Source organism: Algoriphagus sp. (assembly GCF_013373065.1).
Classification (GTDB): Bacteria; Bacteroidota; Bacteroidia; order Cytophagales; family Cyclobacteriaceae; genus Algoriphagus.
In genome coordinates this window covers 30214-52017 of sequence record NZ_JABXIN010000018.1, presented here as the reverse complement: position 1 = coordinate 52017, position 21804 = coordinate 30214, and the positions used below count along the sequence as shown (strand labels likewise).

Genomic DNA, 21804 nt, shown 5'->3' with positions numbered 1-21804 from the left:
GTTTAACTCAATCTCCCGAAAGGGTTTATTACACATGAAAAATTTATGGCTAAGTCTGGCTTTTTGCCTGACTACACTTGCTGCACAGGCACAGTATCAAGTGAAAGGAAGCGTTTGGGATCAAGCTACCAATTCCCCATTAGTCGGAGCCTCCATTTGGGCGGAAGGAACCGGTAGAGGAACGGTCACGGACATGAATGGGAAATTTGTCCTTTCCAAACTTCCGGAAGGAATTTGGATGATTCGGGTCTCCTATTTGGGTTATGAATCCATCACTCAAGAAATTTCTATTCCTTCTTCGGAGGAATTGATTTTCAGACTTCAAAGTAGAGAATTCGTTTCCGAAGAATTCATCGTTTCAGCTACCCGGGCTTCTGAATCCACTCCCACCACCTTTCAAACCATTGATAAGGCAGAATTGGCTAAACGAAACTTAGGGCAGGATATTCCTATCCTTTTGAACTTCACACCCTCCGTCGTATCCCACTCGGATGCCGGTGCAGGAATTGGCTACACTGGAATTAGAATCCGCGGAACAGATCAAACCCGAATCAATGTGACAATCAACGGGATTCCTTTGAATGATGCTGAATCACATGGGGTCTTTTGGGTAAATATGCCTGATTTTGCCAGTTCGGTTGACAATGTCCAAATCCAGCGTGGAGTAGGAACCTCCACGAATGGAGCGGCGACTTTTGGAGCCAGCCTAAACTTCCAAACGGATACCCGACAAGATGAAGCCTATGCCCAAATTGACAATGGTTTCGGTAGCTTCAATACCTGGAGGCATACCGTCAAGGCAGGAACGGGCCTTTTGAATGGTCGATTTGCTGTAGATGCACGCCTATCAAAAATCACCACGGATGGCTATGTGGATCGAGCCTTTTCAGACTTGGGCTCCTATTTCTTGACAGGAGGATATTATGGAGAAAATCACGTCGTCAAACTCAATGTCTTTTCCGGAAAAGAACAAACCTATCAATCTTGGTGGGGTCTACCGGAGGCCTTGTTGGAAACAGACCGAACCAACAATTACTACACCTATGATAATGAAACCGACAATTACCAACAGGATCATTATCAGTTGATTTATACGGGCAATATCGGCTCTAACTGGAAAACCAATTTGGCGCTGCATTACACTTATGGAAGAGGCTATTATGAGCAGTATCGGGAAGATGATGACTTTGCCAGCTATGGCTTGGCTCCGGTACAAATTGGAGATGAATTGATTGAAAGTACCGATATCATCCGAAGAAGGTGGTTGGACAATGACTTCTACGGTTTTGTTGGCTCGGTGAATTATATCTCTGACAATGGACAATGGGATCTAGTCCTCGGAGGAGGCGCAAATCGCTACGATGGAGATCATTTTGGAGAAATTATCTGGGCTCGGATCGCTGGCAACACCGATATCAGAGACCGCTACTACGACAACAATGCCATCAAGGATGATCGGAATATCTATGCTAAAGCCACCTATGAGCTGAAACCAGGCCTTAATCTCTTTGGTGACTTACAGCTCCGGGGAATCAACTACACCTTCTTTGGCGTGAATGATGATTTGCGGATAGTTGACGGGGAGGAAAATTATACCTTCTTCAACCCCAAATTTGGGATTTCATACGAAAAAGGAAAAAACACCTGGTATGCGAGCTATGCGGTAGCCAATCGAGAACCGGTACGTTCGGATTTTACCGACAATCCTATCACGGAAGTTCCCCGACCGGAGCGCTTGAATAATTTAGAGGCTGGAATCCGGTCCCGTTCCGGAAACTTCACCTACAACGCGAATTTCTACTACATGGACTATAAAGACCAGCTAATTCTTACTGGTCAAATCAATGATGTAGGGGCTTATATCCGTGAAAACGTTGCTTCTTCCTATCGAGCTGGAATTGAATTGGACGGAGCTTATCAGGTATCCCAAACGTGGACCTTTGGAGGAAATATTGCTTTCAGTCAAAATAAAATCGATTCCTTCACCGAATACATTGATGATTACAGCGTAGAAGATTTTCGACAAGAAGCGATCACCTACACCGATACCGATATTGCCTTCTCGCCAAATGTGGTTGGTTCGGCCATTATCGAATTCAAGCCGATCCAAAGTTTGAGTATCAACTGGATGAGCAAGTATGTAGGTCGTCAATTCCTGGATAACACTTCCAATGAAGATCGTTCCTTGGATGCCTTTTTCACCAATGATCTGCGCATCAGCTACTCAGCACAGCCCAAATACTTCAAAAATCTGGAAATCAACTTGCTGATCAATAACATCTTCAATGAACTGTATGAACCCAATGGCTATACCTTCAGCTATTTTATCCCGGGAGATACGGAGAGAGAATTGATTACAGAAAATTACTACTACCCTCAGGCCGGCACCAATTTTCTTTTGGGAGTTAGCATGCGATTTTAAAAGCAAAAAAGCTGCTCTGAATTAACCGGGCAGCTTTTTTATTATTTAAAATCTCTTTCATCAAAACTGATGGTCTGATCATCCAAATAATGTGGATAGATTTTTAGGTGAATCTTTTTGACTTCTTCTGTCAGGCGTTTACGAAATTCCTCCACATTCAAGCCTGTTCCAGCAGCCATAAATACCGGTTCAATACCAGTTTTCTTTCTATATGCATCAGCGAGTGCATTAAAATCTTTAAAGTCTGCTTCTTGTCGTTCTAGTTCAGACATTTCCATAATTTCTTCTTCAGAAGGCATGGTTTCCACCAAATCAATCTTATTGAAAACCAACAATACTGGTTTGTCCCCGGCATTAATTTCCCGAAGGGTCTGATTAACTACAGCGATGTGGTCTTCAAAACTCGGGTGGGAAATATCCACCACATGCACCAATAAATCGGCTTCCCTAATTTCGTCCAAAGTAGATTTAAAAGATTCGATCAGGTGAGTTGGAAGTTTCCGGATAAACCCAACCGTATCTGAAAGCAGGAAGGGAATCTGATCCAATACGACCTTCCGTACAGTCGCATCGACAGTCGCAAAAAGTTTGTTTTCAGCCAGAATATCGGTTTTGGTGATTAAATTCATGAGGGTACTTTTCCCCACATTGGTATAACCAACCAACGCTACCCGGACAATTCCTTTTCGGCCTTTTCGCTGGGTGACTCCTTGCTTTTCGATTTGTTTCAATTTCCCCTTGAGCAAGGATATCTTATTTCGAATATCCCGCTTATCGGTTTCAATTTCCTTTTCACCGGCACCACCCCGGGTGGAAGTCCCCCCACGCTGACGCTCCAAGTGAGTCCACATTCGAGTCAATCGCGGGAGTAAATATTGATAGCGTGCCAGTTCAACCTGGGTTTTAGCTTGAGCTGTTTGTGCCCGCTTTAAGAAAATATCCAGAATCAATAAGGAGCGGTCATAGACTTTGACCTTAAGTTCATTTTCCAGGTTTTTCATCTGGGAAGGAGTCAAATCATCATCGAAGATGACCATATCTACCCCAAAATGAGTGATATAAGCCAAAATCTCCTCCAATTTCCCTTTTCCAATAAAGGTCCTGATATCAGGTTTTTCGAGGCGCTGGGTAAATCGATAGACCGATTTCACCCCCAGGGTTTCTGCCAAGAATGCCAATTCCTCCAAATGCTCTTCCACTTCCTGATCCGAATCTTGCTGTCGAATCAGAGAAACCAACACCGCCGTCTCCTGCTTCGGAGCCGTATCAATTAATTTTTGGAGTTTTCTAGAATATTTACTCATGCTGTTCTTTTCTGTATAAAGAAAAGCTGTTCCTCTTTCCTTTAGTTCAAGTAAAAGGAATCTTTACCCTGTTGGAGTTCGCCATTCTTTCTACAAAGGTCGTGATAATTCCATGAATTTGATTAGGATACTCTAGGAAGGAATATTTATTTTGACCGATCAAACAATTAATCATGCCAGAATTTCGTCCAAGTAAGCTTCAAGGGGTTGTTGAAATTTATCCTAAAGTCTTTCGGGATGAGCGGGGATATTTCTTTGAATCCTATCGGCAAGACTGGTTTGATGAATTGGGGATCGCTATTCAATGGAAACAGGACAACCAATCCTATTCTCAAAAAGGAACGATCCGGGGGCTTCACTTCCAACGTCCTCCCCATGCCCAAGCAAAACTTGTACGGGTAGTTCAAGGAAAAGTCTTGGATGTGGTTGTAGATCTTCGAAAAGGATCGGAAACCTATGGACAATCGCATTCTGTTATTTTGAATGCCGAAGAACAAAACCTCCTCTACGTTCCAGCAGGATTTGCCCATGGTTTTTCAGTATTGGAAGACGCGGTATTCCTATACAAATGTTCTGAATACTATCATTTTCCAAGTGAGGGAGGAATTCGTTGGGATGATCCGGAATTACAGATTGATTGGATGGTAGACCAACCTATCATTTCCGAAAAAGATCAAAAATGGCCAACTTTGGCCGAGTTTACTCAAGAAAGCGAAGGAGGATTTTAAGTCGTGGGACTACTCGATATTTTCAAGCGAAAACCTGTTGAAGTTGAAGACCTGAACCTGGATTGGTTGCATGCAGACATGCATTCTCATTTGATCCCAGGCATTGATGATGGTTCAAAAACCATGGAGGAATCGCTAGGATTGATTCGGGAAATGGCAGATCTCGGCCTCAAAAAATTGGTGACTACTCCCCATGTAATGTCCGAATACTATCGGAATACGCCTGAAATCATTCAAATGGGATTGGAAGATCTTCGTAAAGCCGTTCAGCAGGCAGGAATTCCCATCGAAATTGAGGCTGCAGCCGAATACTATTTGGATGAGATTTTTTTGGAAAAAGTAAAAGCAGGAGACAAACTGCTATCCTTTGGGGATCACTATGTATTGGTGGAAACGGGATTTATCAATAAACCCCAAATGTTATTGGAATCATTTTTTCAATTAGAAATGGCTGGATACAAACCTGTTTTTGCTCATCCAGAACGGTATCAATATTTATTGGCGGACAAAAACCTCCAGCAGGAAATCCTGGATCGGGGAATTTTGCTTCAAGTGAATATGCTGTCACTGACTGGCTTTTATTCCCGCCCGGTCAAGGAATTTGCAGAGAATCTGATTGATACCGGTAATGTCCGATTTTTGGGTTCAGATTGCCATAACGAGCGATATCTGGACATGCTCAAAACCCTTTCCGGGGCCAAATACTACCAGAAGATCAAAGAGATGAACTGGTTAAATACTGAATTGTGAGTACTCTCCAATGAATATTCTAATCACCGGAATAACAGGACTCTTCGGCAGTTACTTGGCTGGTGAATTTGCTCCGCTTGGAAAAATTTTTGGCATGCGAAGAGCAGGATCATCCACCCGACTCCTAGACCAAGCTGGAATTGATGTCACCTATGTTGAGGCGGATTTACATGATCAAACCAAGCTAGAAACTGCCTTGGAAAACATGGATTTGGTAATTCATGCCGCCGGAATGGTTTCCTTTTCTCCATCTGATTCGGATCAACTTTACCAAACCAATGTGATTGGTACTCGAAACTTGGTGAATACCATGTTAGAAAAGGGGGTCAAGCGCTTAATTCATGTTTCCTCCGTGGCCGCCATCGGAAGATCTACCGAGCTTACCACGATCAATGAGAAATTCAAATGGACTGAATCCCCTCTTCATACAGATTATGCCCGCTCCAAGTATGAGGGAGAACTCGAAGTATGGCGAGGGGAACAAGAAGGTCTGGAAGTATTGGTGGTCAACCCTTCCATCATTCTCGGAAAGATCGCTGATGAACGAAGTAGTACGTCTATTTACAACTATGTGTTAGAGGGAAAAACATATTATCCAAAAGGGGATGTAAACTACATCGATGCTCGGGACGCGGCAAAAGTCACCCGCCTTCTATTTGAAAAAGGAATCTGGGGAGAGCGCTTTATTCTTAATGCTGCAAGTATTTCTTACAAGGAATTTTTCAAGCAAATGGCCCAAGCTTTTGATAAAAAAGCTCCTCAAAAACCAGTCACTCCGTTGTTATTGAATCTGGCAGTTTGGTATGCAGGATTTTCCCGTTGGATCGGAACTTCAAATATACCCTTGAATCGTAGCACTGCCCGGATATCTCAAATGGCTGTCCATTTTGATAATAGCAAAGTCCAAAAAATCCTGGACTATGAATTCAGGCCCCTCTTAGAGACTTTTAAATGGGCCAAATAAACTTATTTTTTGATTTCGCCGTTAACCTTTTCCTGCGCTGAATCCATTTGATTTTTTTAGCTAAAAAATCATTTAACAGTGTATCAGGTGACCAATTATTTTGGTAACTTATAAAAACCTTATGCGACACGAATGACCGGAGATCACGATCACGATTGGGAAAACGACAGAAAACTTGTCGAACGCTTCGAAAAATCCCTTAAATCAAATCTAGATAGTTATTTTGACGAGGAAGAACTGGAAGACATCATCCGTTTTTATTTTGATCAACAACGGTTTATGAAAGCGGTCAAAGCAGCTGAGTTTGCTTTGGAAAAATTCCCTTTCTCGATGGAAATAAAATTACTTAAAGCCCAAAGTCTAATCTTTCTGGATGAGGTAGAAGAGGGACTTTCCATCCTTGAAAACATCAACAATATTTCTCCGAATAACGAGGAAATTGTCTTGGCCTTGGCAAATGCGCATATCATTGCGGGGAATCCTCAAGAAGGAATTGATTTGTTAGAACGCTTTATTCCCTTAGCAGAGGATAAGGCAGAGGTTTTTTATTCGCTAGGAAATCTGTATCGAGCCAAGGGGGACAATAAAAAAGCCAGTGATTATTTCAAGGAAGCCGTCAAACTCCGGATTAATCACGAAGATGCTCTTTTCCAATTGGCAATGATTACTGAAGAGGAAGGATCCTTTGATGAAATCCTCCACTTTTATCAGGAATTCATCGATCAAGATCCCTATTCCTCGGGTGCCTGGTACAACTTAGGAGTCGTATACAACCGGTTGGGAAGATTTGAAGAGGCAATCAAAGCTTATGATTATGCTCTTTTGATTGATGATTCCTTTGCTTCGGCTTATTTCAACTTGGGTAATGCCCTTATGAATACCGGGCAATATGAATTGGCCCGTGAAGCATATCAAAACACGATCAATTGTGAAGGTGCCAATGCGGAAAACTGTTGCTATCTGGGAGCCGCTTATGAAAAACTGGGACAAATCGATGAAGCATTTAAATACTTTAAAAAATCAGCTAAACTGGATGAGGAGTATGACGATGCATGGTTTGGTCTAGGGATGTGCATGCTGAAAAAAGAGAAATTTTTTGAGGCCATCCATTATTTCAAAAAAGCCCTTAACCTCAGTAAAGAGAACCCGAACTATTGGGTAGGCTTGGCAGATGCTGAATTTAACCTCGGAAATCTTCAGGCTAGTTCGGAAGCTTACGAAGAAGCCATCAATCTCGAACCGGGAATTATGGAAACCTATGTCAACCTTTCTGTTATCTATTTTGACCAAAACCGATTTGAAGAAGCGATAGATGTCATTCGAGAAGGAATCGAGGAACTTCCCGAATCGGCAGAATTGTATTATCGCTTGGTTGTATATCTGATTAAAATGGGGAAATACAAGGAAGCGTTTTCATATTTGGAAAATGCTTTAACTTTGGACTTTGAGCGGCATACGATTTTGTATGAGTTAATGCCAGAATTGAAAGAACAAAAGGCTATTTACAAACTCATTGCCCAATACAAAGAAGACAACCCTAGCTAATCATTTTAAACTTTCAATCAATGAATTATGTGCTAAAGAATATCCCGGTACGTACTGAAAAGCCACGTACATCGGGATTTACTATGGCCATGGACAAAGGTCTTAGCCTGCGAGCAGTTGAAGATTTTATGAGTTGCTGCTCAGATTATGTGGATATCGTCAAGTTAGGATGGGCTACCTCCTACGTGACCAAAAACCTAAAAGAAAAGCTACAAATCTATCGTGATGCGGGTGTTCCGGTTTATTTTGGAGGAACCCTTTTTGAAGCATTTATCGTTCGGGATCAATTTGATGATTACCGACGAGTGTTGGACAAATACAATCTTGAGCACTGCGAAGTATCTGACGGTTCCATCTCCTTGAACCATGATAAAAAATGTGAATACATCGCTACGCTTTCTAAGCAGGTAACTGTTCTTTCGGAAGTAGGCTCAAAAGATGCTGCTAAAATCATCCCCCCCTACAAGTGGATTGAACAAATGCAGACGGAATTGGATGCAGGTGCTTGGAAGGTAATCGGAGAAGCACGCGAAGGTGGAAATGTTGGTCTATTCCGGGACTCCGGAGAAGTACGACAGGGGTTGGTAGAGGAAATCCTTACCCAAATTCCCGAAGAAAAAATCATTTGGGAAGCTCCGATCAAATCCCAGCAAGTTTGGTTCATCAAGCTTCTCGGAGCCAATGTTAACCTGGGAAATATCAGTCCTTCCGAAGTAATTCCATTGGAAACCATCCGATTGGGATTGCGTGGTGATACCTTTGACCATTTCTTGGGCGAAATCAAACTTTAATTCATTCTCCTAAAAAATTGGCTGACCGACAGGATCGGTCAGCCTTTATTTTTCCATGAGATCCACAAAAAAATACCTGCTTACCTACTTGAAAGGAATGGCCATGGGAGCGGCAGACATCGTACCCGGTGTCTCCGGCGGTTCCATTGCACTCATCACAGGAATTTACCAACAATTGCTTAATAGCATCAATTCTTTCAACAGGGAAAATTTATCACTTCTTCTTCAGTGGGAACTCAAAAAATTCTTTAAATCCGTCAATGGGACCTTCTTGCTGAGCTTGTTATTGGGGATTCTCACCTCCATTTTCACCCTCTCCAAGCTGATCACTTATTTGATGGATGTGCACCCCATCCCTCTTTGGTCCTTTTTCTGCGGTTTGATTTTGGTCAGTGCCTTCATCATCTTAAAGGAGATTAAACGCTGGCATCTTGGTGTAATTTTGGCTTTGATTGTGGGAACGCTACTGGCTTGGTGGGTAACAGAACTTCCCCCCACAAGTTCTCCTGATGCGATCTGGTTTACTTTTATTGCCGGCGCAATTGCCATCTGTGCCATGATCCTACCCGGAATCAGTGGAAGTTTTATTCTTCTGATATTGGGAAAATATGAAAACATCCTGGCGGCAGTTTCCGAACGGGACTTCTTAACCCTAGGTGTTTTTGCTTTAGGCTGTGTGGTAGGGATTTTATCTTTTAGCCGCTTGATTTCATGGCTACTTCGGAAGTTTTATGCTACGACCATTGGCTTGCTTTCGGGTTTTATGCTAGGTTCCATTAACAAACTATGGCCTTGGAAAATCGTTACCCAATATCGTATTTCTTCCTCCGGAGAGGAAAAGCCCTTTTTAACTGAAAACCTTTGGCCTTCTGAATACCTGGCACAAGTAGGCCAGGAGCCCAATTTAGGATTGGCTATTGCTGGATTTTTGGGTGGAATTGTTTTGGTTTTGGGAATTGATTATTTAGCGGAAATCTGGAAGAAATCATGAGAAAATTTGGCTTGATCGGATTCCCTTTAGGACATTCTTTTTCCAAAAAGTATTTCACTGAAAAATTCCACAAAGAAGGGATACAGAATTGCCGTTTCGATCTCTATGAGATTGAAAAAGCGAGCCAACTATCCGAAATTTTGAAAAATAATCCTGAATTGGAGGGGCTTTCGGTCACTATTCCGCATAAGCAAGCCGTCATTCCGTTGATGGATGAATTGGATCCAGCTTGTGCAGCCATTGGAGCCGTGAATTGTATTCGTGTCAAAGACGGGAAACTGAAGGGCTACAACACGGATTACATAGGATTCAAAGAATCATTGGAAAATTGGCTGGAAGAAAAACCCCAAGCGGCCTTGATTCTCGGTACAGGAGGTGCATCAAAAGCCGTGAAAAAGGCTTTGGAAGATCTAGAAATTCCTTTCCAATTCGTCTCTCGATCGGCTTCACCAACTTCACTTTCTTATGAGGATTTACATGCCCATCCAGAAATAATGGAGCAAAATCCACTCCTCATCAATTGCACTCCATTAGGGACTTTCCCCAAAACAGACGCTATGCCCAATATCCCGGTAGCGCATTTATCCTCCAAAAGCCAAGTTTATGATTTGGTCTATAATCCCAGTATCACCAAATTAATGCAAGCTTGTTTGGATTGTGGAGGGAAGGCAAAAAACGGCTTGGAAATGCTGGAAGGCCAAGCGGAGGCTGCTTGGAAAATCTGGAATTCCTGACACAATTTCAATCGATGATCTTTCGGGGAATATCCCGCGGAAGTCGGGTCAATAATTCATAATTGACTTGTTGGGTTGATTCCGAGAAACTCGCAACTGTAATTTCCTGTCTTCCTTGCTTACCGATCATGACGACTTCGTCCCCTATTTTTACCCCCTTTAAAGCTGAAATATCGACCGCAATCGCATTCATGGTGACTGTTCCTACGACATGGCAATGCCTTCCACCTATCAAAACCTGCCCCGAATTACTCAATAAACGGCTGTATCCATGACCATAGCCCACCGGAACAATCGCAAGTAACATATTCTTTAAAGCCATGAAACTGTTCCCATAGCCAACAAATTCACCCATCTCTACTTTCTTCAAACTCATCACCTGACTTTTCCAGGTAAGCAATCTTTTTAGGGGATTTTTATTGTTTTTGGGAAGGTCCTTCAACTTTGCAAAGTAGGTCTCCTTAGTTGGCCAAAATCCATAGCCAGCAATTCCAATCCGAACCATATCCATGATGGTTTCCGGAAAGATCAAGGTTGCGGCAGAGCACGCCGTATGATACCTATTAAAAAACAGGTTGTTTTCGGATAGATAATTTTTGAAATCGTAATAAACTGAAATCTGTTTTTTCACTCGGACATAATTACTTACACTTTCTGCACCCGCATAATGGGTGCAAAGCCCTTCCAAAATCACCTGGTCTTTTCCTTGGTGAAGAACCTCCACGAGCTTTTCTCGATCCTCCCATTCAAAACCTGTACGGTGAAATCCTGTCTCCAACTCCACATGGATTTTGGCTGGAATCCCGATTCGATTTGAAACCTCAATTGCCTTTTCAAGACGCTTAAAATCAAATACATAAAAACTAATATCCGAATGGATCAAATCCTCCAACTCTTCCTCATACAGCATCCCCATGATCATGATTTCCGATTTTTTGGTAGAGTGCCTTTTGACAGTCCACGCTTCATCCGAACTAAAGGTGCTAAAATGTCGAATCCCTGTTTTCTCCGCGATTTGAACAAGTTGAGCTATTCCATGCCCATAAGCATTTCCTTTCACTACAGCGGAGATTGTTGGTTTGGACCCTATTTCAGAACGGATGTAGCGGATATTTTGACGGTAGGCTTTGGCGCTAATCTCAAGACGGGAAGTAGGAATACCTATTGGGACATTTTGCATGACAAAAAATAAGGGCATTCCGAAGGAAATCGCAAACCTTTTCTACTTTTAATCAAAATACTCCCAAATGAAATCTATAGAAAACCATACTCGATGCCCTTGGTGCCTAGGCTTTGAGGAATATGTTCGATACCATGATGAAGAATGGGGTGTTCCTGTATACGATGATCAGGTTCACTTCGAGTTTTTGGTTTTGGAGTCTGCTCAAGCAGGTTTGAGCTGGGCGACCATTCTCAAAAAACGCGAAGGTTATCGAAAGGCTTTTGCAGATTTTGATTATCGGGTAGTCGCTGATTTTCCTGATAGCTATGTGGAGGAACTGCTCCAAGATCCCGGAATTATCAGAAATAAAATGAAAATTCAAGCAGCTATCAACAATGCCCGACGCTTTATGGAAGTGCAGAAGGAATTTGGAAGCTTCACGGAATATATATGGTCATTTGTCGGAGGAAAACCTATCCAAAACAAACTTCAAAGCATGAAAGAGGCCCCGGCGACTTCTCCTGAATCAGACCGATTAGCAAAAGACTTGAAAAAAAGAGGGTTTAAGTTTTTAGGAAGCACTACCATCTATGCTCACATGCAAGCAACCGGCTTAATCAATGATCATTTGATAGGATGCCACCGATACGAAACCATCAAGAAATTAGGCGAAAGCAAAGAAAACTAACCAAACAATAAATAGAAGCGGAAGTAAAATTGGCAAAGAGAAGCGGATGATATAGCCAAAGAAAGAAGGCATCTTAATTCCACTTTGCTCTGCAATGGACTTCACCATGAAGTTCGGCCCATTACCAATATAAGTCATGGCCCCAAAGAATACCGATGCAATCGCTATGGCCATCAATTCGAACGCAGAATCATGGAATCCATCAGCTGCAAATTGTCTGACTTGTTCGATATTATTAATGGATGCTCCTTTGGAAGCCATAGCAGCCGCTAGGAAGTTGAGGTAAGTAGGAGCATTATCCAGGAATCCGGACAAAGTACCCGTTCCCCAATAGAGTGTATTGTGTGTAATCAAGGCCGCTCCTTCCGGAGATTTAGCAAAGTTCCCAACCAACTCCAAGGCAGGCATCATGGTGCCGAAGATTCCAATGAAGATAAAGGCTACTTCACGAATAGGCTCAAAATTAAATTCGTTTCCTTTGATAGCCCGCTGATCAGCAAATTTGTAGGAAAAGAAGGCAACGGAAAGCATGATGATTTCCCGAATAAAGGAGAATTTTTGACCGTCATATTCAATCGCAGGTACCCATTCAATCACATTTGGATCAAGGAATACCGAACAGATCACAATGAATAACCAGCCGAAATTTTTGGAACCAATTAGGGTGAACTTATTAGTATAGTTTGTCTCTTCCAATTCAGAATCATCCCCAGCTCGTCCAAATTTTCGATCGATGACATAAAAGACCCCTGCAAGTACCAATAATGCAAATACCCAAGCTGGCCAGTTATGTTCCAAGGTCCAGAAGAAAGGAATTCCTTTCAAGAAACCTAAGAACAATGGCGGATCACCAATAGGTGTTAAAGACCCTCCAACATTACTCACCATGAAGATGAAGAAAATGATGTGGTAGGCTTGAATATTTCCTTTGTTGAGTCTGATAAAGGGTCGAATCAACAACATGGATGCCCCTGTCGTACCAATCAAATTGGAAATCAAGGCACCAATCATCAACAAACTGACATTGGCCATTGGAGTAGCCTTTTTATCAATTTCGATCAGAATCCCACCGGAAGCAATGTATAAGGATGCCAATAGCGCGATAAACTGGACATATTCCGCCAGAGCATGTACCGGTCCATGGACATTATCCAATACAAACAAATAATACGAAACTACCAGGAGCGCAAGAGCAACGGCGATTTTAGGGTAATGATGGTGCCAAAAATGCTCATAAAACAAGGGACCTGTGGCAATCATTAGCAACAAAGCAACGAAAGGAATAACCAACCACCCTGGAGGGGTATGATGGGCTTCCTCGCCATGGTCAGCTGCGGAATCTACTCCATGGTCTGATGCAGCTGCATGGTTTGTATCCTGAGAACCCTGATGATCTTGGTCAGCTACGAATTCCACAGCAACGGCTTCATTGCCATAGCTTTCTGTGGCCATGATTCCTTGAAAAAATAATATTCCGAAAAGTAGGGTGACTACTGGTATAAAATTCTTCATTTCTTGATTCTAGGTGTGCTGCGTTTGATTCGGGATAAAATTAAGCAAAATATTTATTGCTCAACCTTTCCCTCTGAGCTTTGCTAAGCTACTGATTTTGCCGGAAATCGCCCAATCCTAAATGGAGAAAGCCCACCGGAATTAATCAAAAATTAATACCAAGCGGGCTTTCCAAAAGCATACTTTTACACGAGTTGAGCCAAAGCTATTTTAAAGGAGCTTTCAGACAGTTTAGTTTTCTCCGGGTTTTGACTATGCGTCTTTCGAAGCGCCGTTTCGATGGTCTTGCTCACATCAGAGAAAATCGCTTCATCGGTAACCTCTGCCTGCTCACTCATTAAATAAGCAAAAACACGTGCCATTCCGCAGTTTGCAATAAAATCCGGAATGACCGCTACTTGACTATCCGTCCAGGCTGCAATAGGCCCGAAGAAAATTTCCGGATCAGAAAATGGCACATTGGCGCCACAGGAAATCACCTCCAAGCCTGCTTTAATCATTCGATCAGATTGATCTTTTGTAATCAATCGGGAAGCAGCTGCAGGAATGAAAATCTCACTTTCCAGATCCCATATCCTTTCATTTATCTCTTCAAATGGAATCAAATCATCTGATACCAATTGATTTCCTTTTCGGGTTACAAATAATTCTCGAACTTCATCTAGGGTATATCCTTCCTCTTTGATGAGGCCTCCATTTTTATCAATGATTCCTACGATTTTAACACCTTCGACTGCCAAAAAACAGGCTGCAGCTGAGCCTACATTTCCCCAGCCTTGAATGACTGCCCGTTTTCCTTTAATATCTCCTCCCCAGATCTCATAGAAATGACGGACTGCCTCTGCCACTCCGTACCCCGTAATCATATCCGCTACGGTGTATTTTTTCGGACCATTTGGCGTGTATTTAGGATCTTCCAAAACTTTGGAAACCCCTTGTCTGAGCTGTCCGATTTTTCTGATTTTCTCAGGTTCGGTTGCATGAAAATGACCATTAACGACTCCTTCCTGTGGATGCCAAATTCCATACGATTCCGTGATCGGAATGACTTCATGAATTTCATCCACATTCAAATCCCCTCCCGTTCCGTAGTAATTTTTTAAAAGTGGGGTAACCGCTTTGTACCATCTTTTGAGAACTTCATCTTTTCGGGGATCATTGGGGTCAAAATTGATCCCGGATTTTGCACCACCAATTGCCGGACCGGAAACGGTAAATTTTACTTCCATGGTTTTAGCAAGAGACTCTACTTCCCGCTTATCAAGCCCTTTGCGCATCCGTGTTCCACCTCCGGCAGCACCTCCCCGAAGTGAGTTGATCACCACCCAGCCTTCTGCTTCGGATTCAGAATCGGACCATTCAAAAATGATTTCAGGCTTTTTATTTTCAAACCTTTTCAGTAATTCTTGCATGTTTATTTGGGTTTATATCTTATGCGCAAAAATAGAAAATAATCCAGCCTGACCCAGAAAAAATCCATTAAGGGAATTTTGATGATTCCAACAGAAAATCTAGCCGTAAATCACCCCTGAGCAAGTGTCCTTTTCGGCACCAGTTACTGCAGAAAGGACATTTGGAATACCCAATAGTCGTAAATGACCCAAAAAGGCAAAGATCAGGGCTTCTTTAAATTCAATGAGTTCAGCTCCAACTGCTGCTCGTTCCCATTGAGAATTTAGACAGGCATCCAATCGGGAAATAAAATAATCATGATAGGCTCCTCCTCCAGTAATCAGAACACGGGGCTTTTCGCTTGAAGCGTAATACCTAATAACTTGACTGATTTGTTGGGCATAATGCTCCGCCAGCGTGGCCAAAAGATCCCGATCCGTCAACTTCGATTCAGAAAGTAAAGGGAAAAAGTCCCGCTCCATGTCCTCTCTTCCCAAGGATTTTGCTCCAAACCGCTGATAATAGCCCAAGGAATTGAGTTTCTCCAAAAGACTGGAATCTATGGTCCCTTCAGATGCCCAAGTTCCTCGATCATCATAAGGAGCTCCTATTCTTTCTGCAATGGGATTCAAAAGCAAATTGAAAGGACAGGTATCAAAGGCCAATCGATTGCCCCGATGCTCCATTGAAATATTTGCGATCCCTCCCAGATTTAAGCAAAAATCCATCTTTTCAAATAATAATCGATCCCCAATCGGAACCAAAGGAGCCCCTTGACCCCCCCATTGGATATCCAGCATCCGAAAGTCATTGACCACCCGAAATCCACTGTGTCGATGCAAAGCCCATCCATTTCCTATCTGAAGGCTATATCCAGCGGATGGATTATGAAATACCGTATGCCCATGAGAACAAACAGCCGCTGGAAAAAGCTTTCTTTCTTGACAGAAGTCCCGAACCTGCTTTCCCATCCAAGCTCCAAAATCCACATCCAACTGGGTCAAGTCTTCCGAAGAAAGCAAGTGGGATTGTTTAAGCCGCTGCCCAAGGTTTTCTGGAAAGGATACCGTGGTCGCATGTAGAATTTCGAAAGTCCAGCTTTCTTTTTTCTCAAATCGGCAGTAGGCAATATCGAGTCCATCTCCAGATGTACCGGACATCAGACCGATCAGGTCTGTAGCATTATCCATGGGTTAATGTTTGTTAAGTCAAGGAAGGATAAAGATAATTTTAGAAAAGAAAAAAAGCAGGCTTTTTCGAATTGGTTAATTTGCAGGCCTTTTGCTACATGAAAAATCTCATCATCGACATCGGGAATACAAGGATCAAGTCAGCGCTTTTCGAAGGAGAAGAACTGATTTGGGAAAAATCATTCGAAACCCTTACCGATGGAATTACCCATTGGAAAAGTAGCTCTTTTAATGCTTGCCTCGTTTCTTCCGTTCGTTGGTCCCAAGAGGAATTAGAGGAGCAATTACCCTTTGCATTCCACTTTCTAAATGCCCAAACGCCAATCCCAATTGTAAATGGCTATGAAACTCCCCATACGCTTGGATTGGATAGAATTGCCGCAGCTGTAGGAGCTTGGAGCTTTGCTTCTGGAACCGCAGTATTGGCGATAGACTTAGGAAGTTGCATGACCTTCGAACTTGTAAACCCTCAGGGAATTTACCTAGGAGGAACAATTAGTCCCGGTCTCCGGATGCGAGCTCGAGCCATGCATGAATTCACCGCTCGGCTTCCTTTGGTAGCAGTCGATAGCGTACCAACATCACCCCTAGGCACCAATACTCAAGCCGGCATGAAATCCGGAATTTGGTTCGGCATGGCCTATGAAATCCAAGGGCATATTGAAGCTCATCGGCAGAAATTCCCGGATTTACAGGTATTTATTTGTGGGGGTGATGCACAATCTTTTGAATCATTGGCAAAAGACCACATATTTGTAGTCCCAAATTTGGTCCTTCGCGGATTAAATTGCATTCTAAACCACAATGTTAAACAGAATTAAATGGCATTTGCTGGGTGTTTGCTGCACCCTTTTCTTGTTTAGAGAGGTAAAGGCTCAGTCCAGTGCATCCACCTATTCCGCATTGGGAATAGGAGAATTCAACTACTCAGGCCTAACTCATAACCAAGCCACTGGAGGCTTAGGAATCAGTTTTGGGACAGGATGGAACCCAAATGTGGTCAACCCTGCTCTTCAGACTCGTAATACAATATTCAACTTCCAGGCAGCACTCAATTACAAGCGAATAAACGCAAATAACGGAACAGAGACTTCCGATGTAGACGGCGGAGGGCTTTCTTACATTGCGATGTCCTTACCTTTTAAGCCTACCAAGTTTACAATGGGAATGGGCTTGAATCAGCTGACCTCTGTGAATTATGATTTGGAAATCACTAGTCAGGTGAGAGGCACCAATTTGAATAGCTTTAATACCATCACCGGAGACGGAGGAATATCGGAAGCTTACATCAGTGGTGGATTTCTCCTAGCTAAAAATCTGAGCATTGGGGTTCATGGTTCTTACCTTTTCGGATCCACGATTCGAACCAATCAACTTTCAATTTTTGATTCTTTAGGAACCCAAGTAGGCAACTCTTCTGAATTTTATGAAAGATTAACAATTAGTGATGTAGGCCTGAAACTTGGTGCCCATTACTATTTCCGTCTGAATGAAAAAAGCAACCTACACCTCGGAGCCATTTATCAGACATTAGGGGATGTCCGTGGAAAAGCCTTTGCCAAACTGGGAGCATTTGGCCAAGCTAGCGACCCCGATACGCCAGGTGACTTGCTTGCCAATGACGAAAAGGGAAGTGTTTATATACCAAATCGTTACGGATTTGGGATTAGTTATGAAAGATTGAATAAATTTGTGATCGGCCTAGAGGGTCAGTATCAAGATTTTACAGGATTCAAAAGCTTCTTAGGAGATCCCTTAAATCTTCAGGAAGCCATCAAGGTGGGCTTAGGGTTTGAAATTGTCCCGGATTATTTATCTGTGGATAACCTAATCCAGCGATCAACTTATAGGGTAGGGTTGGAGTTTCAACAAACCCCATACTACCTCAACCAAACAACGATCAATGACCTTGGCATTAACTTTGGAACCTCATTTCGTGTTAACCAATTGTCCTTACTCAATTTCGCAGTGAAAGTGGGTAGAAGGGGAACGCTGGATCAGGGACTTGTCCGAGAGACCTATGTGAATTTCTCACTTGGCTTCTCCCTGAACGACAACACGTGGTTCTACAAGCGTGTGTTTGAATAAAGTAGTACTATTAAACCGAATAAAACCAACAGAAACCATGAAAATTAAATCAACCCTTCTGGGGCTTTCAGCTTTACTCCTGGCAGGCATGGTGCAAGCCCAGGATGGATGGAATTGGCCTGCAGATTCTGAGCAAGAAGCAAAAGCTCGTGAGCTTAATGCTGCTTACACGGATTACATGAAGTCGGAGCAGTTCGTAGAAGCTACTAAGCCTCTTAACTGGCTCTTGGTGAATGTACCTGAACTAAACGAGTCCATTTATATCAATGGCGTAACAGTTTACAAAGGTGCTGCAGATGCTGCAACCGACGATGCCCAAAAGCGGATTTACCAGGATTCCGTGATGTTGATTTACGACAAGCGGGACGAAATCTTTGATAACGCATCCAAATGGATTGAAAACAAAGCTTATTTCGGCTATGGGTTCTTCAAAGGAACCAAAGAAAAACTTGGTGATGTAGTTGCCGATTTTGAAAGAGCTATTGAATTGAATGGCGAACTTTCATTGGTTGATTTGTATTCGGCTTATTTCGATGCTGTTTACAGACACAATGCTTACAACAAGGCCTATCAGCCTGAGGAAGTATTGGCAATCTATGACAATATTCAGGAGCATTTGGATAAAGCTGCTGCTGCTGGAAAAGACGTTTCCCGACCAAAAAGCACAACGGAAACCATTTTGGTTGCTATGAAGCTCATCGATTGTGACTTCATCGAAAATAATATGGGACCAAAATTGGCTGCTGATCCTACCAATGAAGCATTGGCTAATCAAATCTTTAAGTATTCGGTGCAATACAAGTGTTTCTCTTCCAATGCTTTCTTAACTGCTTTGGAATTGATCGACTCTAAAAACCCAACGTATTCTACTTCTCAGGTTCGCGCTATGAGATACATGCAGGAGCAGGATTTTGAGAAAGCACTTCCTGTTGTAGAAAAAGCTATTGAGTTAGCTGAAAATGATACACAGCGAGGAGAGATGCAGATGGAATTGGCTAAGATCTATGGAAACTTAGGCAGAAAGTCAGATGCTAGAAATGCCGCTAGAACTGCAGCTAACTTAAATGAAGAATTTGTAAAAGATGCCTATACCTTGATCGCTCAACTGTACATGAACTCCTTTAATGATTGTAGAGGTGGTCAGTCCAGAGCAAAAGATTACTCCATCTATATTGCTGCTTACAATGCCTATCAGCGAGCAGGTGATTCTCAAGGAATGGCTCAGGCAAGATCTCGATTCCCTTCCAAAGAAGAACTCTTTACTGAAGGTCTTCAAGCTGGTCAATCCATGAACACAGGTTGCTGGATCGGAGAAACAGTTACCCTTGCAACAAGAGATTAATTGATTAAAACTTATCCATTAAGGCAGTCCTTCGGGCTGCCTTTTTTCATTTGAACTCATCTGATCAATTCCCGTATCTTTGTTCTGTGAATAGACTTTTACTCATCACTTTATTTCTTTTCGGAATTGGAATCAGTTCTTGCCGGGAAAACGTAGACTCTGCTGCCTTGCAAGTCTATGAAGGCCCCGTCAACATAGCTACCAATGTGCACGTAGTTCAATCCGATTCTGCTATTCTCCGGTCAGAAATTCGGGCTCCTAAACAATATGAATACTTGGAAGGAAACATGGAGTTTCCGGAAGGAGTCGAAATCCAATTTTATGAAAAAGATGGAACACTAAGTACTCGATTGCGGGCTGATCAGGGATATTTTGACAAAAAAGAAAACCTATATCACGGGGTAGGGAATGTGCAGGTGGAAAACATGCTGGAGGATCAAAGCCTCCAAGCTGAGGAATTATATTGGGATCCAACCCAAAAGATCATTTATACTGAAACTTTTGTGACCATTAGAGATAAACAGACCCTTTTCAACGGAACAGGCATGGTCGCCGATGAAAGCTTCACCAATTACACCTTAAAAAATGTCCGGGACAGCAGAACGCTTCTTCCCGGTGAAGGCCTATGAAACTCGCAGACGTGTTAATTCTCTCCCTAGCCTTGGCGCTAATTATCATTGGGATCCATCAAACACTGACCGTAGGAATCGGCTTTTCCTACACCATTTTTATGTTTGCGGTAGCCTTGTTATTTTGGTTTCAATATCGAAAAACCAAGAGAGCTGAACAGGAAGAGCAATCCTCTTCAAAAAGCAAAAAGAAAAAGCGATAAGCCATGGAAACGAGCTATTTGATTTACGTCATTATTACCCTGCTTTTTTCAGCTCTTTTTTCAGGGATTGAAATCGCATACATCTCCGCCAACAAGTTGCAAATTGAGCTCCAAAGCAAACAAGGAGCTCTCAGTGGAAAAATTCTAAGTGGATTTGTTCAACGGCCTGGCCAATTCATAGGTACCACGCTGATGGGCAATACCATTTCCCTTGTTCTTTATGGTACATTTATGGCTTTTCTTCTTGAAGAGCCACTTGCTAATTGGCTTCCGGAAGGTTTTAATCAAGAGGGTGTTGTTCTTATTTTACAAACCCTTATTTCTACCCTAATTGTCTTGGTGACTGCGGAATTTTTACCAAAAAGTATCTTCATGCTTAACCCCAATAGCATGCTGCATTTTTTTGCGGTTCCTTTTCTCATGATTTATTATGTGATGTATCCGGTTGTTTGGGCAGTAGTAGGCCTTTCCAGATTTTTCATCACGAAGGTTTTGCGCCTTGAATACAGCGAAGATAAGCCAGTGTTTACCATAACGGATCTAAACAGCTTTATCCAAAATCATCTTTACCAAGATCGCTCTGAAGGAAATGCAGAGATTGACACCAAGATTTTTGACAATGCGGTAGAGTTTAAAACAATCCGCGTGCGGGAATGCATGATCCCGCGAACTGATATTATTGCAGTGGAAGTAGAGGATACCGTTGAAGAATTGAAAGAGGTATTTGCTGAAAGCGGACATTCCAAAATTATTGTCTACCGGGAAACCATTGATGATGTGATTGGCTATTGCCACCAACTGGAACTTTTCAAAAAGCCGAAATCTATTGAGGAAATCCTGACCCCAATCATCATTGTACCTGAATCCGCCCTCGCAAATGAATTATTGATTCAATTTATACAAGAGCGAAAAAGCTTGGCCTTGGTAGTAGACGAATTTGGAGGTACAAGCGGGATTGTGTCCATGGAAGATATCATTGAAGAAATTTTCGGAGAAATTGAAGATGAATATGATAGTGATGATTTGATCGAACAGAAAATCTCTGACCAAGAATATTTGCTCAGTGCACGACATGAAATTGATTACCTAAACGACAAATACGACTGGAATCTTCCAATTGGAGACTATGAAACCCTTTCTGGGTTGATTTTATCTTATACTGAAAATCTCCCCAAAAAGGGAGAATCTGTGACAATCGGTCCTTTTACCTTTACCGTTGTTTCCAAGCAAGAACACAGGATTGACACGCTCCGCCTGAAAATCAACCCTTCTACTACTTTTTAGATAAGGCTTTGATTCAGAATATATTTTGAAAATCGTTCGCAATGCTATTATTTTGCGTCTCTTCTAAAAAAGTGTACTAAATCTA

At 42.4% G+C, this 21804-nt stretch carries 20 protein-coding genes; 15 read left to right on the top strand and 5 right to left on the bottom strand.

The features are described from left to right. The first annotated feature begins 34 nt into the window (after nt 1-34). A complete protein-coding gene (locus tag HWE15_RS12715) occupies nt 35-2422 on the top strand; it encodes a TonB-dependent receptor (RefSeq protein ID WP_290507916.1) in 2388 nt (795 codons plus the stop codon). A gap of 41 nt (nt 2423-2463) precedes the next feature. On the opposite strand, the gene hflX is transcribed toward HWE15_RS12715, so the two are convergent. Next, nucleotides 2464-3726 (bottom strand): GTPase HflX, encoded by a 1263-nt coding sequence (hflX, locus tag HWE15_RS12710; protein ID WP_290507915.1) that lies wholly within the window; start codon nt 3724-3726, stop codon nt 2464-2466. Between the two features lie 173 nt (nt 3727-3899). Here hflX and rfbC point away from each other — a divergent pair, with 173 nt between their 5' ends. The 7 genes from rfbC to HWE15_RS12675 all read left to right on the top strand — a co-directional run bounded on the left by rfbC (nt 3900) and on the right by HWE15_RS12675 (nt 10229). Then, nucleotides 3900-4454: a dTDP-4-dehydrorhamnose 3,5-epimerase gene (gene rfbC, locus HWE15_RS12705; protein ID WP_290507914.1), complete on the top strand. Its 555-nt coding sequence runs from the start codon at nt 3900-3902 to the stop codon at nt 4452-4454. A gap of 3 nt (nt 4455-4457) precedes the next feature. Beyond that, nucleotides 4458-5204: a CpsB/CapC family capsule biosynthesis tyrosine phosphatase gene (locus HWE15_RS12700; protein WP_290507913.1), complete on the top strand. Its 747-nt coding sequence runs from the start codon at nt 4458-4460 to the stop codon at nt 5202-5204. A 10-nt stretch (nt 5205-5214) separates the two neighbouring features. Beyond that, a complete protein-coding gene (locus tag HWE15_RS12695) occupies nt 5215-6168 on the top strand; it encodes an NAD-dependent epimerase/dehydratase family protein (RefSeq protein WP_290507912.1) in 954 nt (317 codons plus the stop codon). Nucleotides 6169-6300: 132 nt separating this feature from the next. Then, on the top strand, nt 6301-7713 hold the full coding sequence (locus tag HWE15_RS12690) for a tetratricopeptide repeat protein (protein WP_290507911.1): 1413 nt from the start codon (nt 6301-6303) through the stop codon (nt 7711-7713). Between the two features lie 20 nt (nt 7714-7733). Then, nucleotides 7734-8504, top strand: a complete 771-nt coding sequence (locus HWE15_RS12685; RefSeq protein WP_290507910.1) for a phosphosulfolactate synthase — start codon at nt 7734-7736, stop codon at nt 8502-8504. Between the two features lie 55 nt (nt 8505-8559). Next, nucleotides 8560-9495 (top strand): DUF368 domain-containing protein, encoded by a 936-nt coding sequence (locus HWE15_RS12680; protein ID WP_290507909.1) that lies wholly within the window; start codon nt 8560-8562, stop codon nt 9493-9495. Continuing rightward, nucleotides 9492-10229: a shikimate dehydrogenase gene (locus tag HWE15_RS12675; protein ID WP_290507908.1), complete on the top strand. Its 738-nt coding sequence runs from the start codon at nt 9492-9494 to the stop codon at nt 10227-10229. Before HWE15_RS12680 ends, HWE15_RS12675 begins: the two co-directional genes overlap by 4 nt. A 7-nt stretch (nt 10230-10236) precedes the next feature. On the opposite strand, the gene alr is transcribed toward HWE15_RS12675, so the two are convergent. After that, nucleotides 10237-11427 carry an alanine racemase gene (gene alr / locus HWE15_RS12670; RefSeq protein WP_290507907.1) on the bottom strand — a complete coding sequence of 397 codons (1191 nt, stop codon included), beginning with the start codon at nt 11425-11427 and terminating at the stop codon, nt 10237-10239. A gap of 49 nt (nt 11428-11476) precedes the next feature. On the opposite strand from alr, the gene HWE15_RS12665 reads away from it, so the two are divergent. Further along, on the top strand, nt 11477-12079 hold the full coding sequence (locus tag HWE15_RS12665) for a DNA-3-methyladenine glycosylase I (RefSeq protein ID WP_290507906.1): 603 nt from the start codon (nt 11477-11479) through the stop codon (nt 12077-12079). On the opposite strand, the gene HWE15_RS12660 is transcribed toward HWE15_RS12665, so the two are convergent. The 3 genes from HWE15_RS12660 to HWE15_RS12650 all read right to left on the bottom strand — a co-directional run bounded on the left by HWE15_RS12660 (nt 12056) and on the right by HWE15_RS12650 (nt 16173). Continuing rightward, nucleotides 12056-13591 (bottom strand): sodium:proton antiporter, encoded by a 1536-nt coding sequence (locus tag HWE15_RS12660; protein WP_290507905.1) that lies wholly within the window; start codon nt 13589-13591, stop codon nt 12056-12058. The two genes, HWE15_RS12665 and HWE15_RS12660, sit on opposite strands and share 24 nt — an antisense overlap. A 185-nt stretch (nt 13592-13776) precedes the next feature. Beyond that, nucleotides 13777-15003: a Glu/Leu/Phe/Val dehydrogenase dimerization domain-containing protein gene (locus HWE15_RS12655; protein ID WP_290507904.1), complete on the bottom strand. Its 1227-nt coding sequence runs from the start codon at nt 15001-15003 to the stop codon at nt 13777-13779. 99 nt (nt 15004-15102) lie between these two features. Next, complete coding sequence (locus tag HWE15_RS12650) at nt 15103-16173, bottom strand: anhydro-N-acetylmuramic acid kinase (protein ID WP_290507903.1); 1071 nt, start codon at nt 16171-16173, stop codon at nt 15103-15105. A gap of 98 nt (nt 16174-16271) precedes the next feature. Here HWE15_RS12650 and HWE15_RS12645 point away from each other — a divergent pair, with 98 nt between their 5' ends. From HWE15_RS12645 to HWE15_RS12620, 6 genes are all read left to right on the top strand, one after another. Then, nucleotides 16272-16994, top strand: a complete 723-nt coding sequence (locus tag HWE15_RS12645) for a type III pantothenate kinase (RefSeq protein WP_290507902.1) — start codon at nt 16272-16274, stop codon at nt 16992-16994. Next, complete coding sequence (locus HWE15_RS12640; RefSeq protein WP_290507901.1) at nt 16978-18261, top strand: hypothetical protein; 1284 nt, start codon at nt 16978-16980, stop codon at nt 18259-18261. Before HWE15_RS12645 ends, HWE15_RS12640 begins: the two co-directional genes overlap by 17 nt. 37 nt (nt 18262-18298) lie before the next feature. Further along, nucleotides 18299-19603 carry a hypothetical protein gene (locus HWE15_RS12635; RefSeq protein ID WP_290507900.1) on the top strand — a complete coding sequence of 435 codons (1305 nt, stop codon included), beginning with the start codon at nt 18299-18301 and terminating at the stop codon, nt 19601-19603. Nucleotides 19604-19689: 86 nt separating this feature from the next. Then, nucleotides 19690-20232, top strand: a complete 543-nt coding sequence (gene lptC, locus HWE15_RS12630) for an LPS export ABC transporter periplasmic protein LptC (RefSeq protein WP_290507899.1) — start codon at nt 19690-19692, stop codon at nt 20230-20232. Further along, a complete protein-coding gene (locus HWE15_RS12625; protein ID WP_290507898.1) occupies nt 20229-20435 on the top strand; it encodes a hypothetical protein in 207 nt (68 codons plus the stop codon). Before lptC ends, HWE15_RS12625 begins: the two co-directional genes overlap by 4 nt. Nucleotides 20436-20438: 3 nt before the next feature. Beyond that, on the top strand, nt 20439-21719 hold the full coding sequence (locus tag HWE15_RS12620; protein ID WP_290507897.1) for a hemolysin family protein: 1281 nt from the start codon (nt 20439-20441) through the stop codon (nt 21717-21719). Nucleotides 21720-21804: the final 85 nt, after the last annotated feature.

Bases quoted from the DNA above. Each gene is read 5' to 3' on its own strand.
- rfbC (WP_290507914.1), top strand. From the start codon at position 3,900: ATGCCAGAATTTCGTCCAAGTAAGCTTCAAGGGGTTGTTGAAATTTAT.
- HWE15_RS12680 (WP_290507909.1), top strand. From the start codon at position 8,560: ATGAGATCCACAAAAAAATACCTGCTTACCTACTTGAAAGGAATGGCC.
- HWE15_RS12645 (WP_290507902.1), top strand. From the start codon at position 16,272: ATGAAAAATCTCATCATCGACATCGGGAATACAAGGATCAAGTCAGCG.
- HWE15_RS12715 (WP_290507916.1), top strand. From the start codon at position 35: ATGAAAAATTTATGGCTAAGTCTGGCTTTTTGCCTGACTACACTTGCT.
- HWE15_RS12655 (WP_290507904.1), bottom strand. From the start codon at position 15,003: ATGCAAGAATTACTGAAAAGGTTTGAAAATAAAAAGCCTGAAATCATT.
- HWE15_RS12685 (WP_290507910.1), top strand. From the start codon at position 7,734: ATGAATTATGTGCTAAAGAATATCCCGGTACGTACTGAAAAGCCACGT.
- HWE15_RS12675 (WP_290507908.1), top strand. From the start codon at position 9,492: ATGAGAAAATTTGGCTTGATCGGATTCCCTTTAGGACATTCTTTTTCC.
- HWE15_RS12620 (WP_290507897.1), top strand. From the start codon at position 20,439: ATGGAAACGAGCTATTTGATTTACGTCATTATTACCCTGCTTTTTTCA.
- HWE15_RS12695 (WP_290507912.1), top strand. From the start codon at position 5,215: ATGAATATTCTAATCACCGGAATAACAGGACTCTTCGGCAGTTACTTG.
- hflX (WP_290507915.1), bottom strand. From the start codon at position 3,726: ATGAGTAAATATTCTAGAAAACTCCAAAAATTAATTGATACGGCTCCG.
- HWE15_RS12690 (WP_290507911.1), top strand. From the start codon at position 6,301: ATGACCGGAGATCACGATCACGATTGGGAAAACGACAGAAAACTTGTC.
- alr (WP_290507907.1), bottom strand. From the start codon at position 11,427: ATGCCCTTATTTTTTGTCATGCAAAATGTCCCAATAGGTATTCCTACT.
- HWE15_RS12660 (WP_290507905.1), bottom strand. From the start codon at position 13,591: ATGAAGAATTTTATACCAGTAGTCACCCTACTTTTCGGAATATTATTT.
- HWE15_RS12625 (WP_290507898.1), top strand. From the start codon at position 20,229: ATGAAACTCGCAGACGTGTTAATTCTCTCCCTAGCCTTGGCGCTAATT.
- HWE15_RS12640 (WP_290507901.1), top strand. From the start codon at position 16,978: ATGTTAAACAGAATTAAATGGCATTTGCTGGGTGTTTGCTGCACCCTT.
- HWE15_RS12635 (WP_290507900.1), top strand. From the start codon at position 18,299: ATGAAAATTAAATCAACCCTTCTGGGGCTTTCAGCTTTACTCCTGGCA.
- HWE15_RS12665 (WP_290507906.1), top strand. From the start codon at position 11,477: ATGAAATCTATAGAAAACCATACTCGATGCCCTTGGTGCCTAGGCTTT.
- HWE15_RS12650 (WP_290507903.1), bottom strand. From the start codon at position 16,173: ATGGATAATGCTACAGACCTGATCGGTCTGATGTCCGGTACATCTGGA.